Origin of the sequence: Terriglobus sp. 2YAB30_2, assembly GCF_052114765.1 — a bacterium.
Lineage (GTDB): Bacteria > Acidobacteriota > Terriglobia > Terriglobales > Acidobacteriaceae > Terriglobus.
This window is the reverse complement of sequence record NZ_JBFRFJ010000023.1, coordinates 25,249-41,393: the sequence shown is the minus strand read 5'-3', so window position 1 is coordinate 41,393 and position 16,145 is coordinate 25,249. Positions and strand designations below refer to the sequence as shown.

Genomic DNA, 16,145 nt, shown 5'->3' with positions numbered 1-16,145 from the left:
CTCTTCGACCATGCACCGTCAATCGGGCATGATAGTGATAGTCCATCCGTTCCTCCGGAAACTTCTATTTGCTCGTCACAAACAGAATCTCCAGATACAAACGGATGGACAACAACCTCTTGAAACATCACAGGTGCCCCACCCATCGCAAAATCGGGGCCCCGACGAATTTATTCGTTGGGGTGAGAAGGTGATGGGCGGGATTTTACAGAAATAGCCCCTGAAACTATTTCGATATCGAAGCATCTATTCCTCTGTATGCAAATAGGAATTGACAGCTTCGTGGACTGCACGCCGGATGCCGCCGGCAATCTCGTTCCTGCGCAGCAGCGTATGGCAGATCTGATGGAAGAGATCGCGCTCGCTGACAAGGTCGGTCTCGCCGCGTTTGGAATTGGCGAGCATCACCGGCCCGACTATCTGGCCAGTTCGCCGTCGACCATTCTTGCGGCGGCTGCCGCCATCACGAAACAGATCCGTCTGCAGAGTTCGGTCACCGTGCTGAGCTCCGACGACCCCGTGCGAGTCTTTCAGCAGTTCGCCACCGTGGACCTCATCTCGAACGGACGTGCCGAGATTGTTGTGGGCCGCGGCTCATTTACTGAGTCTTACCCGCTCTTCGGTTTCGACCTTAAGCACTACGACGAGCTCTTCTCCGAGAAGCTTGATCTGCTGCTTAAGCTGCGCGAGCAGGCCAACATCACCTGGGAAGGGAAGCTTCGTTCGTCGCTTAACGGGGAAGGTGTCTATCCTCGCCCGGTGCAGCAGAAGCTTCCGGTATGGCTGGGAGTTGGTGGAACGCCGCAGTCGTTCGCACGTGCGGGTGTTCTTGGACTTCCGCTGATGGTGGCAATCATCGGCGGGGAACCACACCGGTTCCGCCCGTTGATCGACCTCTACCGCAAGATCTATCTTCAGGCGGGACATCCGGAGCAAGACATGAAGGTTGGGCTGCATGTGCTTGGATTCCTTGCGGATACGGATAGGCAGGCAGGCGATACCATGTTTCCCGTCTGGCAGCGCCAGTTTGCCAAGATCGGCGCCGAGCGGGGCTGGGGAGCACCGCCGACACGGGCTCAGTTTGACGGTAACGCCTCTCCCATGGGAGCGTTCTTCGTGGGCAGTCCCGATACGGTTGCAGCCAAGTTGAAGTATGTGGACGAGGCGCTGGGCGGCGTGGACCGCGTGAACGTCCAGCTCACCTCCGGTACGTTGCCGCATCAGGACGTGATGCATGCGATCAAACTGCTTGGCACTGCGGCTGAGGCTGCAACGAAATAAGCAGGGAACAGGAAGGGCGCCGTGCTTCGGCGCCCTTCAGGAATCTCAACTATCCCTCTGAAAACGAGGGAGATTTGACCTGAAGCCTGCAAGGGTCATACACTGACTTAGGTGAGTGGTGGCGCGGCAGCAAAGCGCGACTCTCCCGGCCAATCTAAGTATTGCCCTCTCGTTCAATGGTAGGACAGTCGGCTCTGAACCGATCAATCGGGGTTCGAATCCCTGGGGGGCAACCAATGAAAATAAACCGTTTAGAATCAGTAACATAAAATCCCAATCAGGGATTCGAACTGACCCTAAGCTGCCCCCGAAACTCCCCCTCTAAATCTGAGCTTTTTCTCACTAAGGCAAGTTTTATCAATAGGTTGCGCTGTCTCTAGCACGTGGCAGAACTCGTCTTATGGACTTCCAGCAGTCAAAAAAAAGGGGTATGAATTGGGGTACGATCAAAGCGAAAACCTGGGTACAGAAAGCCGTCTTGGTTCGATTTGTCTACGACAGAATTACGCCTGCTTCCTGCCAGACAACTTCGCACCAATGGATCACCTCTACCCAGGCTTGATCTTCGCCGGAATCCGTGATGAGCGGTCGCTTTCAAGACGCGATACCGGGACTGTTCGGCGCCGGCAAGCGCCTTGGCCCTGATGCAGCCGAGCTTCTCGACCAGGTCCCGGACGATGATCGTCGCCTGTTCGCATCAATCGAACTTGCCGCCGCCCTGGCTGGCGTTCCCGAATCGCCCACCCGCAGCAGAGGCGACCGCCTCCGTGAGAAGTTAGGGGGAGGACGGAAGGCGGCGGGAAACTCCCTGCTCCGACAACGCAATCTACATCCGAGACCGACGGGATATCCCCGGTGTGTCCAGTCTTCTGCTGAACTGAGTATGTTGAGGAATAGAGAAGCCGGAAGGTATGTCAAGAATCTCCTGCCCTCCTGAGATGCTTGCGGACGGAGATGATCGATGCAGCAGGGCTGACGGTGACTGCCGCTGCTCTGCAAATGTTTAGGACAGGCTGCAATGGAGAGTTACCCGAGCCGACATATTAATAGCTCACGTTCGTAGATCATCTCTGGTGGCAAGTGATCGTGCAAGGTGAGGAACAATTCTTCGTGCCCCATGATTTCCCTACGCCATGCGGCTCGGTCGACCCGCTGCAGGTGCTCGAAGCTCGCCCCGGAGAATGCCAACCCGTCCCAGTTGATGTCCCCGAATTGGGGTGTCCAGCCTATGGGGGTTTCGCTGGCATGGATACGGCCTCTTACACGTTCGACGATCCATCTCAGGATGCGCATATTCTCACTAAAGCCAGGCCATAGGAACCTATCGTTTTCATCTTTGCGGAACCAGTTGACATGGAAGACGCGGGGCATTGCGGAGACGGTGCGCTGCATTCGGATCCAGTGCCGGAAGTAGTCACCCATGTGATAGCCACAGAACGGGAGCATCGCCATTGGGTCCCGCCGTACCTTGCCAAGGACACCGGTAGCGGCGGCGGTGGTTTCAGATCCCATCGTGGCGCCGAGGTAGACACCTGAGCTCCAGTTGAATGCCTGAAAGACCAAGGGAATGGTTGAGGATCGCCGTCCACCGAACACGATCGCGCTAATAGGTACGCCGTCTGGGTCTTCCCAAGCTGGATCGATTGTCGGACACTGCGAGGCGGGCGCAGTAAACCTTCCATTCGGATGAGCAGCTGTCGCGCCTGTCTTCGCAGCGATCTCCGGGGTCCAGCGCTGACCTCGCCAATCGATGCATTCGGCTGGGGGCCTTTCGGTCATGCCCTCCCACCAGACGCCGCCTTCGGGAGTTACGGCGACATTGGTAAAGATCGTGTTCCGCCGCAAGGTGGCCATCGCATTGGGATTGGTTTTTTCTGATGTCCCTGGCGCGACGCCGAAGAAGCCGGCCTCGGGGTTGATGGCTCTCAGCTTGCCGTCTGCATCTGGCCGGATCCAGGCGATGTCGTCGCCGACAGTGGATACCTTCCATCCCTCCAGGCCGGGCGGCGTGAGCATCATAGCGAAGTTCGTTTTTCCGCAGGCAGAAGGGAAGGCTGCTGCCACGTAGGTTTTTTCTCCATGCGGGTCCTCTAACCCCAGGATGAGCATGTGTTCCGCCATCCAATTCTCGTCGCGGGCTATGTTGGAGGCGATTCTGAGCGCGAAGCATTTTTTTCCGAGCAGGGCGTTCCCGCCATAACCCGAGCCGTAACTCCATATCTCCCTTGTTTCAGGGAAGTGGACGATGTACTTCTCTTTGTTGCAGGGCCATGGTACATCGGCTTCACCCGGAGCGAGTGGAGCGCCGACGCTATGAACGCACGGCACTACACGTTGCTGTCCCTTTTCGATTTCATCGAGCACCGGCTGCCCGATGCGGGTCATGATGCGCATGTTGACGACTGCGTATGCCGAATCGGTGAGCTGCACGCCGATTCGGGAGAAGGCCGATCCCACCGGTCCCATGCTGAATGGGAGCACGTACATGGTCCTGCCGCGCATGCAGCCACGAAAGATTTTCTTCAGCGTACGGCGCATGACGAATGGATCTTCCCAGTTATTGGTGGGGCCGGCGTCGTCTTTTGAGAGAGAGCAAATGAAGGTTCGCTCTTCTACGCGAGCTACGTCCACTGCATCTGATCTCGCGGCAAAGCACCCTGGCCATAGCTGATTGTTGAGCCTGGTGAAGGTGCCGTTCTCGACGAGTGTGTCGCAGAGGTATCGATACTCATCTTCGGTGCCATCAACCCAGTGAATGGAAGACGGCTGCATGAGATCGGCCATCTTTTCCACCCACCGCACGAGATGCTTGTTTGTCGTTGGTGTGCTGACCGCCGCTGTTGCCATAAGTCTAGGAACCTCCACTCAAAGTTGCGTTTTAAGACGTGTCGGGGGGATGCAGGCATCGCTCCTGACCTGGGTAACGCTGATATGTCGACTGCAGCCTGAAGCAGTTCAGTGAGTGCCGATGACCGGATGCCTTTCTTTGACCGACGACTTTCTTTCCGGCAATGACTCCACATGATGTGTGGTTACTACAGATACCTGTTCGGCGGTCTTCAACGCGGTCCATTCGTGCAGTAACGGCAACTCAACGCGTAGTGTTGTGCCGTGTCCTTCGATGCTAGAGACCGTAACCGTACCATGGTGCGCTATACATATCGATTTCACGATGGCCAGGCCCAACCCTATTCCGCCTGACCCGCGCGACCTCGTCTTGTCTGCCCTGAAGAAGCGTTCGAACACAAGGGGGAGGGCATCCACAGGAATACCGATGCCAGTATCCGATACTTCCAGCGCGGCTAGGGATCCCTCTGCGGCGATAGACATTGCGACGCTGCCATTGGCTGGGGTGTACTTGATGGCATTGTCAAGCAGGTTGGCGACGACCTGTTTCAAGCGCATGGCATCGCCCATCACATAAATGCTTCCCGAGGTGGCGCAGGTCAGTTTGATCTCCTTTTCCTCGGCCAACAAACTCATATGATCCAGCGTCTCTGTGGCCAGAGCTATCAGGTCAACCGGCATCATCGCCATCTGCTCACTTCCACCTTCGAGGCGGGAGATCGTCATGAGGCTTTCGACGATATGAGACATTCGATCGCTTTCTTCGAGAGCACTTCCGATTCCTTCGATGAGAGCTGGCGACAACATCGGGGTCTGCATCACAACCTCGAGCTCACCTCGAATAATGGTCAGAGGTGTCCTCAATTCGTGGGAGGCATCCGCAGAGAAGCGGCGGTTGTGGGCGACAGTCTCCTCAAGGCGCTCGATCATACGATTTAAGGCGAGCGACAGCCTTTCCAGTTCGTCGCCCGAGGGGATGACGGGCAAACGTTCCCCCAGATCTTCCCGTCCGACTCGCTCAGCCTGCTCGGTAAGAGTCTCGACCGGTCGTAGCGCGTGAGCCATAAGGACATAACCTCCCAGCGCGGCGGCAATGAGAATGATGGGCGTTCCGGTCAGCAATATGAGGAATAGAGAGCGGAGAACGTGGCGGATTGGCTCAGTCGTAGCGCCCGTTTCGATCACAATCGGATCGCCCTGAGGCTGGCGGTAGAGCAACGTGTACGTTAAGATCTCCTGGCCGCTTTTTGTGTATGTACGGTTCACTTCGCCAGAGGTATCCGCGTCTCCTGCCGACGCCAGCGCTGAAGCGCTGATTGGAAGACCGCGCATCTCGCCGGTCTCGTAGAGGACCTCTTGCCCGCGCGAGACGCGCACAAAAGTATCGCTGACCCCGGTGGGGTAAGATTCGCTCATTTCATTTTGGAACCAGGCTGAGCCTTTGGAGTCCAACGGCTTTATGTAATCGGTCAGGATCGTCGATGCGTTCATGCTGAGCGAATGCTCAAGCGATCGAGTAATGAATGCCCGTACGCCCAGGTAGACGGCAACACTGAATGTGAGAAGCGCGACGGCGAGCAGTGCGACGTAAAAGAAGGTCACGCGATGGCGGAGAGAGTTCCGGTTCACAGTTCACTTCCGGAGCGAATCATATAGCCCGTGCCACGAACCGTACGGATCATCTTCATCGGATTGCCGTCGTCCACTTTGCTACGGAGATGCCTTACGTAGACATCGACGATATTGGTGATCCCATCGAAGCTCTGGTCCCACACATGTTCAATGATCATATTGCGTGATAAGACACGCCCTTCGTTCTGCATCAGGTATTCAAGCAGCGAGTATTCCTTCGCGGTAAGCTCGATGCGGCGCCCAGCCCGTCTTACCTGCTGGGTGAGCCTGTCAAGCTCAAGGTCGCCGACATGCAATGTGCTGGAACGGTTGACGGGACCCCGGCGGAGCAGAGCTTTGACTCTTACAAGGAGCTCCGCAAATGCAAATGGCTTAGTAAGGTAGTCGTCGGCGCCCAGCTCGAAGAGTTTGACCTTGTCATCAATCGAGTCTCGCGCCGTGAGTACAAGTACGGGCACAGAGGTATTTTTTCGCCGTATCCTCTGCAGCAGGTCGCCTCCGGCAAGACGTGGCAACATTAGGTCAACGAGTATCAGATCGTATGGATAGGCTTCCGTAAGTTCGAAGCCTTCGATGCCATCGGACGCAATGTCGACCGCGTACCGTTCAGCGGTCAGACCCCGCTGTACCAGCGCCGATACCTTTTGCTCGTCCTCAACGACTAAGATACGCATATTTTCTCGCGTCCTTATTAGCTGGAATTCACCTGAACGACGGCTGAACCACTGATGAAAATCTTTTCATCCTGCAGGCTCTGGATTCGAGGACTCGAGCGCGATGGGTAAATGAATACATTTTTATACAGCCTTTAGGCGGAACTCATGCTGCCCTTCGAACCTAGCTCCTGTGTTCAGGAGAATCTATGTTTAACACATCGAATCGCGCTCTCTTCCTCGCTTTTGCGCTACCAACTTTAGGCTCTGCGCTCGCCATCGCGCAAGGGGCTTCCTCCGTGAAGCTGATCCAGTCGGTCGACCTCCCCGGTTATTCCGGCGACTTTGATCATTTCGCCGTCGATTTCGACCGGAATCGCTTGCTCCTGGCTGCGGAGGACCATGGCACCCTGGAGGTCTTCGACCTTAAGACGTCTGCCCATCTGAAGACAGTGAGCGGGTTCGGAAACCCTCATAGCATTCTGGTTCGGAAAGGCGCGAATACAGTCTTTATCACGGACAGCGAGAAACAGGGAGCGACGATCCGGGATGCAGACAGCTATGCAAAAAAACAGTCCGTGTCATTGACTCCGGGCTCGGATACATCAAAGTACGATGCGTCAGCGAATACCCTCTACGTTGTGACAGGCGGTAAGGACGTCGATATGAAGACCGCGAACCTGGAAGCGGTCAACCCGGATACGGGGGCGAAGCTGGGATCGATTACGTTCCAAGACAACCATGTTGAGGCGATGTCGTTTTCCGACGGGGACCCTCGTCTCTTTATCAATCTCACGCAAACCAACACGCTTGCGGTTGTCGACCGTAAGGCCATGAAGGTTCTCAAGGTATGGCCTGTGCCTCCGGCAAAACAGAATGCCATGGTCGCCTTCGATCCTGCGCAGCATCGGCTCTATGTCGTTTGCCGCGATCCTGGAATGGTGGTGGTGATGAACTCGGACACAGGCGCGGTCGTAAGCACGCTCTCAGCGCCGCTTCGCTCCGACGAAGTGCAATATGACGCGACCGCACGGCGGCTGTATGTTCCGGGAGGTGAAGGGTACATGGGGATCTACGATACGAGCGATCCGGATCACTTGAAGCTTGTCGAAAAGGTGAAGACAGAACCTGGTGCAAAGACAGGCGTACTGATTCCGTCGCTGCATCGGCTCTTCCTGGCTGTCTCGCCGGGAGAGACGAAAGCAATGGCAAAGATCCTGGCCTACGAGACCAAATAACGAATCTCGCAAGCTCTGCACCTGTTTCCGCTACGCCTCCCGTGGGGTGAGAGCGGAACTATGGGCACTCGCGAATGAGGAATGTAGTGACAACCGTGATGAAACATCTTATACATTTCGCTCTCGCATTGTTCGGTGTCGGTAGCTGCCTGAGTTCGGGGATGCCGGCTCAAACTACGGCGGCTGCCTCGGCTCCGATCACCCTTGAGGATGCCATTGCGCGGGCACGAAGCGCAGATACGGCCTATGCCGCAGCCCAGGCAGCTGCCGGCATAGCCCAGGCGCAGAAGGGAATTGCACGATCGGCTCTTCTCCCTGGGCTCACCTATCACAATCAATTTCTCTACACGCAGGGGCAGAGTTCGGACTCGACTCAATCGGCCTCTGCGGTCCGCTTTGTGGCGAACAATGCCGTTCACGAATACATCAGCCAAGGTTCGGCAACCCAAACGATAGGCGGCGCAAGCATCACGGCATATCGCAAGGCAAAAGCCGATTACGCCGCAGCACACGCGCTCCTCGAAGTAGCAAGACGCGGCCTGGTGGCAGCGACCATTGGAAATTATTATGGGATGCTTGCCGCACAGGCGAAAGTGGTCGTCGCGCAGCGTGCGCTGGCTGAAGCTGAGCGCTTTCGCACGGTGACGCAACAGCGTGAACGCGGTGGGGAAGCTGCACATGCGGACGCAGTGCGGGCTGACTTGCAGGTTCAGCAACGACAGCGTGATTTGAACGACGCCGTTCTCGCCGCGGATAAGGCGCGCCTCGATCTTGGCGCGCTGCTTTTTCCGGACCCTTCGACGCCATATCAACTGGCTGCGAATCTGGACGCACTCCCGTCCTTGCCGACTCAGATCGAAGTGGAGGCGGCCGCGAAGGCGAACAACCCTGATCTGCGAGCTGCACTTGAGCAGCTGCGATCGGCGAACCTTGATGTGGCGGCATCGCGTTTTGGCTACACGCCAGATCTTGTGCTCAATGTGACCTACGGTATCGATGCACCACAGTTTGCGGTGCATGGACCCGGTGGCGTGCGCAACCTCGGCTATTCGGCTTCCGCGACTCTCGACATTCCTCTCTGGGATTGGCTGGCGACGCATCAGCGCGTGCGACAAAGTCAGGCCCGCCAGGCTCAAGCGCGCGTTGACCTAACCGTCACGCAGCGACGCCTGCTGGCCTCTCTCCATGAGCTCTATGATGAGGCGGCAGTCTCCCAGAAGCAGCTTGCTCTTCTAGACGAGAGCGTTGCGACGGCTACCGAAACGTTGCGTCTGACAAATTTGCGGTATACAGCGGGTGAAGGGACGGTACTTGAGATCGTCGATGCCCAAAGCTCTCTTGTCCTTGCCGAATCGGGCAGGACGGATGGCCTCGTCCGCTACCACACCGCATTGGCCAATCTACAAACACTGACAGGAAAGATGCCATGATGCGAAGACTATGCAAGACCAGCTCCGTTTCTGTTCTCTCATCGGTTACCACTACCGCCGTGCTGGGGTTTGCTCTTGCAGTTGCAGGCTGTAAGAGCAAAGAGGCGGACGCTGCGGCAGAGGTGTCAGTACAGGCGGAGAAGGCTGAGAAGAAGGCGCTTACGGAATATGTTTCGGGCGATACGGTGCTGACGCCACTGGCGCAGGCGGCTATTGTGCCGAAGATCTCGGCTCCGGTGCGACGATTTTTAGTGCAGCGCGGCGCGCATGTCCATAGCGGTCAGCTTCTTGCGGAACTTGAAAACCGCGACCTGATCGCAGCGGTACATGACACCCGCGGAGCTCTTAGCCAGGCCGACGCGACTTACACTGCGACTACACAGGCTGCCGTTTTGGAGGACATGCAGAAGGCAAAACTCGATGTCGAGCAAGCTAAAGCAAACCTCGACGTGCAGCAGAGCGTCTTCGATTCACGCGAAGCGCTCCTGCAACAGGGAGCGATACCACGTCGAGACCTGGAGACGGCGCGTGCCGCTCTCGTGCAGTCGAAAGCGGCGATGGACATTGCGGAACAACACCTTCGATCGCTGAACTCCGTCAGTCAGAAGGCAACGATCAAAAATGCGGCAGGCGTTCTCGATTCTGCCCAGGGAAAGTATGAGGCGGCTCAGGCTGGTCTCACCTACTCCGAGATCCGCTCCCCGATCGATGGCGTCGTTACCGATCGTCCTTTGTTTGCCGGGGAGATGGCCAATGCGGGGCAAGCCATTGTCACGGTGATGGATGTCTCTTCCTTGATTGCCAAGGTACATCTCTCCCAGGAGCAAGCGAGCGGCATTCAGAAGGGAGCGACGGCAACGCTCAACGTCACAGGTAAGTCCGACCCCATATCGGGCACGGTCATGTTGGTGAGCCCTGCATTGGATCAAGGTTCGACGACGCTGGAAGTGTGGGTGCTCGTTAAAAACAAGGATGCAGCCTATAAGGCCGGTATGCCGGTTCACGTTTCCATCGCGACACGCACAGAACCGGATGCGATTGCCATACCGAATGAGGCTTTGATCTCAACCAAGGCAGGCAAACAGGCCATCATGGTGATTGGATCGGATGGTATCGCCCGGCAGAAGGAGGTAACGACCGGGATCACCGACGGACACGATACGCAGATTCTCCACGGGGTGAAAGCAGGCAGCCAGGTGATCACGAAGGGCGCCTATGGCATGGACGACGGTACCAAAGTGAAAGTGGTGGCCGCCGATGGGGAAGAGGCAGAACAGGGAGCGGCGGATGACGAGAAGCCTTCTGCGACAGCGCCTCAGAAAGGCGACCAGAAGTGAGAGAATCCATCCATACTCATGCGGAGAGCCCATCAGATTTTTGGGTGACGCGCCATGCGACCACGATTCTTTTCTTCATCATCGTGCTTAGTGCGGCGGGAATTTATCTCTCCGCCCGCATCCCGATCTCTGTATTCCCGGAAACAAATTTTCCACGGGTCGTTATTGGAATCGATAACGGTGTCATGCCGGTTGAGCAGATGCAGGTTACGATCACCAAGCCCATCGAAGACGCCATGAACTCGGTGCCGGGCCTTCAGACGGTGCGCTCGAACACCAGTCGCGGCTCAGCTGAAGTCAGCCTCTTCTTCGATTGGAACGTGGACATGTTTCACACGCTTCAACTTGTCGACGCCGCGTTATCCAAGGTTCGCCAGACTCTACCTGCAACCGCGGTCATCACGACGAACCGGCTGACGTTCGCTACCTTTCCGATCCTGGGCTATAGCCTCACCTCTGATACGGTTCCACTCACAAAGCTCTGGGAGTTGGCGACCTATGAACTCAAGCCCTCATTGAATCGGCTGCCCGGCGTAAGCACGGTCGTCATCCAGGGGGAGCAGATCCCGAACCTGGAGGTTGCTCCTGAGCCTGCGAAGCTTGTCGCTTCGGGTGTGACCATCAGCGATATTCTCAACTCCATTCAGCTCACGAATCTGATCGACTCCCCAGGACTCTTTCAGACGGAGCATGAACTTGTCTTGGGACTCGTTGGGGCGCAGGTTCACGACGCGGCTCAGCTTTCGCAGGTGGTGATCAAGAATACGGCCGCCGGCATCCCTATCCGGATCTCTGATGTCGCCATCGTGAAGCCGTCGATCGAGCCGCACTACACGATGGTCCGCGCAAACGGTAAGCCCGCGGTGCTCATCAATATTGCCCGGCAACCGTCCAGCAATACGGCTCAGGTCGCCGATGAAGTGACTGCCGAGGTCGAGCGCCTACGCCAGTTGCTACCTCCAGGCGTGACGTTGCAGCCGTACTACGACCAGTCGGAGCTTGTTCGCGAGAGCATTGGTAGTGTGCGCGATGCGATCCTGATCGGTCTCGTGCTCGCCACAATTATCATCATTGTCTTTCTCCGTGATTGGAGATCGTCTCTGGTCGCCGGTCTGGTTATTCCTACGACCATCGCGATTACCTTCGTGTTGCTTTATGTGCTTGGCGAGAGCTTCAACCTGATGACGCTTGGCGGCCTTGCGGCGGCAGTGGGACTTGTGATCGACGATGCGATCGTGGTCGTGGAGAACATCGTGCTTCACCGACAGGCAGGGGAGGGAAGAGTCGAGGCGATCCGCAAGGCACTGCATGAGATCACCGTTCCGCTCATCGGATCGACGATTACGCCGATCGTTGTTTTTCTGCCGCTTATCTCGGTCCAGGGCGTGACGGGCAGCTTCTTTCGGGCGCTTGCGGTTACGATGACGGTTGCATTGCTGGCATCGCTGATGTTGGCGCTCACATGGACCCCCGCGTTGAGCGGGCTGCTGTTGCGCTCCAGGGCAACTTCTGAAGCGAGACATGAACATGGCCGTCCCGCGGTTCATCATCAGGAGAGCGGCTTTATGCTCCGCATTCTTGACGCGCATGGCAAGTTGCTTCGGCGGGCACTGGAGCGTCCCATGCTGCTCTTTGCCGGCTGCGTCGTTCTTCTGGTAGGAGTATGCGCAGGTTATACCGCGCTTGGCTCCGATCTGCTTCCCGAGATGGACGAAGGCGGTTTTATCCTCGACTACATCATGCCTCCGGGCAGCTCGCTTGCGGAGACAAATCGTGTGCTTCAGCGCATTGAGCATATTCTGCAAAAGACAGACGAGGTGGAGAGCATCTCCCGGCGCACAGGTCTCCAGATGGGCCTGGCCGCGGTGACCGAGGCGAATACCGGTGACATCACCGTCAAGCTGAAAAAGAAACGGGATCGTGGGATCGATGAGGTCATCGCAGACCTCAGGGCCGAGATCAAGAAAAGCGAGCCACAGCTCGATATCGAATTCACACAAGTGTTGCAGGATATGATCGGCGACCTTTCCAACGCGCCGGAGCCGATTCAAATAAAGCTCTTCAATGAAAATCCAGAGACGTTGGATGAGGTTGCGACCCGGGTTGCCGATACGATCAAGAAAGAGAACGGTGTCGTCGATGTCCTGGACGGGCTTGAGAACACGGTGAGCGGGCCTGCGGTCTCCTTTCAGGTCAACCCATCGATTGCGTCACGTCTTGGCTTCACCGCGGAGGAGGTCTCCGTCGACACCACGGCGGTTGTCGAAGGCGTGCCTGCAACGGTCCCCATGATCTCCAACGGTCATCCCTATACGATCCGCGTTCGCTTTCCTGAAGCGAATCGCGCTTCGCTGAGTGCCATTGAGAATACGATCTTCAATAGCAGTTCGGGGAAGCTTTCAACCCTACATGCCTTGGCAGAAGTGCAACAGTTGCCCGGCCAACAAGAGATTCGCAGAGAAAACCTTCGACGCGATGTGGTCGTCACCGGGCGTCTCGAAGGCTCCGATCTGGGCTCCGCCGTGGGACGAGTACAGGTTGCGGTCAAGGCTCTTCACCTGCCGCAGAGTGTTCGTGTCTCCTATGGCGGGACCTATGAGGAGCAGCAAAAGTCCTTCAGTGAACTGACTCGCGTCCTGATACTTGCACTCGTTCTGGTCTTTGGTGTGCTGTTGGCTGAGTTTCGCAATCTATCCGCTCCCTTCGCCATTCTCGCCTCGTCAGTGTTGTCGGCCTTTGGGGTGGTGTTCGCACTTCTTATCACGCGAACAACCTTCAGCGTCGCTTCCTTTATGGGATTGATTATGGTGATTGGAATCGTGGCGAAGAACGGCATCCTCTTGCTCGACGCGGAGTCCCGCTTCCGGTCTGCGGGCTTCGAGCCTGAAGAAGCGATGCTTCAGGCCGTTCGACGGCGCCTTCGTCCCATTCTTATGACGGCACTCGCAGCAATTACGGGAATGCTCCCACTGGCCTTTGCTCTGGGCGCCGGGTCTCAGATGCTGCAGCCACTTGCGATCGCAGTCATCGGTGGTCTGCTGGTCTCAATGGTTCTGTCGCTTGTGGTCACTCCCGTTGTTTATTACCAGCTGACTCGTCGCAGCCATCGGGTTCCTGTTGAGTCGCTGGTCGAGCATCGATAGTTGGCCTATCATGAACGCTTGTTTATGTAGCTTTTATGTAGGCTTCACTGCATCTTGTCCAGTATGGACTGGTTCTGAGATGAGCTTTGGAATGGAGACGAGATTATGTCACAGTCATTGCCGGTAACCGCGGTCTACGAGGCCAGGCAATCTCTTCTGGGGCGGGTAACCAGCTTCTTCGTGTATCTCTTTGAGCGGATCATGCCTGATCCGTTTGTCTTCGCGGTTCTGCTTACTTTTGCTGGAGCCATACTTGCCCGTGTCCTTGCTCCTGGCGCCACGGCCCCAAGCATCGCTTCAGCATGGTACGGAGGCGTCTTTGCCATTTTTGCTTTCGCCTTCCAGATGGTCATCATGCTGGTTGCCGGTTACGCTCTGGCGGTTGCTCCTCCCGTTCAGCGTTTCCTTGCGCGCATTGCAGGCTTCGCCTCCACACCGCTCTCGGCGATTTCCGTCACTGTCGTCGCCAGCATGATTGCTTCGTGGGTGAACTGGGGCCTTGGGCTCGTCACCGCGGCGCTGTTGGCGCGCGAGATGGCAAAGCGCATCCCCGTGGACTTCGGCTGGCTTGTCGCCGCCGCTTACACCGGTTTTGTGGTTTCTACCGAAGGACTTTCCGGTTCGATCGCGCTCTCTCAAGCAACGCACGGCTCTGCACTCAATATCGTCGAGAAGGTGACGGGGCACGGGCTTCCGCTTACGCAGACCGTCTTTACGGGCTTCAATCTGATACCTTGCCTCGTGCTTTTAGTGATCTTGCCCATTCTCTTCCGGTCGCTAGGGCCTGCGGCGCAGGAGGTTGTAGTTGCAGACCCGGATCGTCTGCGTCAGGAGGACAGCCAGCGCGACACGAAAGAGCGTGGGAAAAACCTGGGCGCAACGCTGGACAATGCCTGGCTTTTTAACCTGCTCCTGGTGGCCTTGGGCATCTTCGCTCTGATCACCGTATGGCGTCACAGCGGGTTCTCCCTCGATCTGAACTCAGTCATCGTTTTGCTGCTGCTCGGAGGTCTCCTGCTGCACTGGCGGCCCTCGGCCTATATTGCGGCGGTCAAACATGCCGCTCGCATCAGCGGCTCTCTTATCCTGCAGTATCCGCTCTACGGCGGCCTCATGGGGATTATCACCACGACCGGGCTTGCAGGCGTGCTCTCAAAGGCATTTATCCGGTTCTCTACAGCGCATACGCTACCATTCTTTACCTATCTGACCTCGATGATCATTACGCTCTTTGTTCCGAGCGGTGGCGGTCATTGGGCCGTGCAGGGCCCCTTTGCTGTTCCTGCCGCGCAGGCGCTGCATGCCTCATTGTCTGGCACCACGATGGCCGTTGCGATGGGAGAGTCCGTGGCCAATATGCTGCAGCCATTCTGGGCGCTGCCCATCCTGGCGATCGCCGGCATCAAAATGAACCGCATGATGGGCTTCATGGTCGTCACATTCGCGGTCTCCGCAATCGTATTTGGCCTCTCGCTTCTCTTTCTGGTGCCTACCTCTTAGCCATGCCTGGCAAAGGACAACTCATGAAATGCTTATCTCTGCTCAGCTCAACCCTGGTGTTCTCCAGCCTTTTCTACGCGGCTCCTCCACAGGGCGCACCCGGTCCAAGCTACAAGCCCGTTGAGACCTGGAAGCTTGGCGGCGACGGCAGTTGGGACTATCTGACACTCGACAGCCCAAATCATCTGCTTTACGTAGCTCGCCTCAACCGGGTGATGGTGGTGAACATATCAAACGGAGAGCTCTTGGGGGAGATCGGCGGTCTCGAACACGCGCATGGCGTTGTACTCAATGACAACGGCAGGACGGGCTATATCAGCGATGGGGGCGCCGCACAGGTAGTCGTGTTCGATCGTTCCAGCTACAAAACCATCGCTACCATCCCAACCGGGAAAAACCCGGACTCGCTTTTGATAGAGCCGGTATCGCACCGCCTCTTCGTATTCAATGGGGCGAGCAAAAGCGCAACGGTTATCGATAACGATACAAACAGTGTGCTGGCAACTATCCCATTGCCTGGAAAACCGGAGTTTTCCGTTGCCGGCGAGGGGGGAAACGTCTTCGTCAACATCGAAGGAAGCAGCCAGATCCTTCGCATCGATGCGTCGTCGCTAAAGATCACGAGTTCATGGCCCCTGGCGCCTTGCGAGGGGCCTTCCGGGCTTTCGATGGATGCCATTCACCATCGACTGTTTTCGGTCTGCGACAACAGAAAGATGGCTGTGATTGACAGTATCTCTGGAAAGCTGGTTGCCACTGTGGCGATTGGCGAAGGGCCGGACGCAGTTGTCTATGATCCAGTCCGGTCAATGATTTTTAGCTCCAATGGCGAAAGCGGAAATCTTACGGTCGTCCAGCAGGTGACCCCGAATCGTTATGTCACGATTCAGACCCTTCGAACGAAACTGGGGGCGAGGACCCTGGCCGTCGACTCGGCGTCCGGAAGACTGTATACCGTGTCGGCGGATCTCGGACCAAAGCCGGCAGCTACGGCAGCGGTTCCAAAACCGAAGCCCGCGGTAGTCCCTGACAGCTTTGTAGTTCTCGTCATCAGCCAATAGCCGTTCATAAAGGCACGCAAACG

The 16,145-nt window shown here is 56.8% G+C and carries 11 protein-coding genes and 1 tRNA gene; 9 read left to right on the top strand and 3 right to left on the bottom strand.

Translation table 11 applies throughout. From position 1 onward, the window contains the following. The 3 genes from AB4Y89_RS22730 to AB4Y89_RS22720 form a co-directional block, all read left to right on the top strand. Positions 1-217: hypothetical protein (locus AB4Y89_RS22730; protein WP_442303229.1), on the top strand; the 217-nt coding region annotated here is incomplete at its 5' end. A 41-nt stretch (positions 218-258) separates the two neighbouring features. Next, on the top strand, positions 259-1,281 hold the full coding sequence (locus tag AB4Y89_RS22725) for an LLM class flavin-dependent oxidoreductase (protein WP_442303228.1): 1,023 nt from the start codon (positions 259-261) through the stop codon (positions 1,279-1,281). Between the two features lie 162 nt (positions 1,282-1,443). Continuing rightward, positions 1,444-1,517 (top strand) — tRNA-Gln (locus AB4Y89_RS22720). Between the two features lie 790 nt (positions 1,518-2,307). On the opposite strand, the gene AB4Y89_RS22715 is transcribed toward AB4Y89_RS22720, so the two are convergent. From AB4Y89_RS22715 to AB4Y89_RS22705, 3 genes are all read right to left on the bottom strand, one after another. Continuing rightward, on the bottom strand, positions 2,308-4,128 hold the full coding sequence (locus AB4Y89_RS22715; protein ID WP_442303227.1) for a phosphoenolpyruvate carboxykinase (GTP): 1,821 nt from the start codon (positions 4,126-4,128) through the stop codon (positions 2,308-2,310). 108 nt (positions 4,129-4,236) lie between these two features. Beyond that, a complete protein-coding gene (locus tag AB4Y89_RS22710; protein WP_442303226.1) occupies positions 4,237-5,757 on the bottom strand; it encodes a sensor histidine kinase in 1,521 nt (506 codons plus the stop codon). Next, positions 5,754-6,434: a response regulator gene (locus AB4Y89_RS22705; RefSeq protein WP_442303225.1), complete on the bottom strand. Its 681-nt coding sequence runs from the start codon at positions 6,432-6,434 to the stop codon at positions 5,754-5,756. The genes AB4Y89_RS22710 and AB4Y89_RS22705 overlap by 4 nt, the downstream gene beginning before the upstream one ends. A gap of 188 nt (positions 6,435-6,622) precedes the next feature. On the opposite strand from AB4Y89_RS22705, the gene AB4Y89_RS22700 reads away from it, so the two are divergent. From AB4Y89_RS22700 to AB4Y89_RS22675, 6 genes are all read left to right on the top strand, one after another. Continuing rightward, positions 6,623-7,651, top strand: coding sequence for a YncE family protein (locus AB4Y89_RS22700; RefSeq protein ID WP_442303224.1), 1,029 nt, complete (start codon positions 6,623-6,625; stop codon positions 7,649-7,651). 98 nt (positions 7,652-7,749) lie between these two features. Next, the gene (locus AB4Y89_RS22695) at positions 7,750-9,081 is read left to right on the top strand and encodes a TolC family protein (RefSeq protein ID WP_442303223.1); all 1,332 of its coding nucleotides are present in this window, start codon (positions 7,750-7,752) and stop codon (positions 9,079-9,081) included. Next, the gene (locus AB4Y89_RS22690; protein ID WP_442303222.1) at positions 9,078-10,418 is read left to right on the top strand and encodes an efflux RND transporter periplasmic adaptor subunit; all 1,341 of its coding nucleotides are present in this window, start codon (positions 9,078-9,080) and stop codon (positions 10,416-10,418) included. The genes AB4Y89_RS22695 and AB4Y89_RS22690 overlap by 4 nt, the downstream gene beginning before the upstream one ends. Then, positions 10,415-13,561: an efflux RND transporter permease subunit gene (locus tag AB4Y89_RS22685; protein ID WP_442303221.1), complete on the top strand. Its 3,147-nt coding sequence runs from the start codon at positions 10,415-10,417 to the stop codon at positions 13,559-13,561. Before AB4Y89_RS22690 ends, AB4Y89_RS22685 begins: the two co-directional genes overlap by 4 nt. Before the next feature lie 105 nt (positions 13,562-13,666). Further along, positions 13,667-15,061, top strand: coding sequence for a short-chain fatty acid transporter (locus tag AB4Y89_RS22680; protein WP_442303220.1), 1,395 nt, complete (start codon positions 13,667-13,669; stop codon positions 15,059-15,061). Positions 15,062-15,084: 23 nt separating this feature from the next. Next, the gene (locus AB4Y89_RS22675) at positions 15,085-16,122 is read left to right on the top strand and encodes a YncE family protein (protein ID WP_442303219.1); all 1,038 of its coding nucleotides are present in this window, start codon (positions 15,085-15,087) and stop codon (positions 16,120-16,122) included. Positions 16,123-16,145 lie beyond the last annotated feature (23 nt).